Below are 241 nucleotides of genomic sequence, written 5' to 3' on the forward strand. Positions count from 1 at the left end.
CGCATCGTCCAAGGTGCCATTGTCTACGACATCGAATTGTATGGCACAGTTGTGCGCAAGCGCAAAGACCAACAGGGACATGAAATCATGCTGACCGATGTGAAAGGGGGTGAATTTCAACTGGCAGGCGAGCGTCTGACCATCCAGCTGGAATTTCACAGCGGCGCAAAAGAGGAGGCAGATTATGCGCTCTTGCATTCGGACTAGCCAATCCGGGGCAGTCTATCCGCTGTCCTTGGTG

1 protein-coding gene is annotated in these 241 nt (G+C 53.5%); it reads left to right on the forward strand.

Annotated elements, in window-relative coordinates; translation table 11 throughout:
* A partial coding sequence (locus R0J92_RS26050; RefSeq protein WP_411053821.1) for a competence type IV pilus minor pilin ComGF occupies positions 1 to 207 on the forward strand: 207 nt, incomplete at its 5' end.
* Positions 208 to 241: the final 34 nt, after the last annotated feature.

This window comes from Tritonibacter sp. SIMBA_163, assembly GCF_046535935.1.
GTDB classification, from domain to species: domain Bacteria; phylum Pseudomonadota; class Alphaproteobacteria; order Rhodobacterales; family Rhodobacteraceae; genus Epibacterium; species Epibacterium scottomollicae.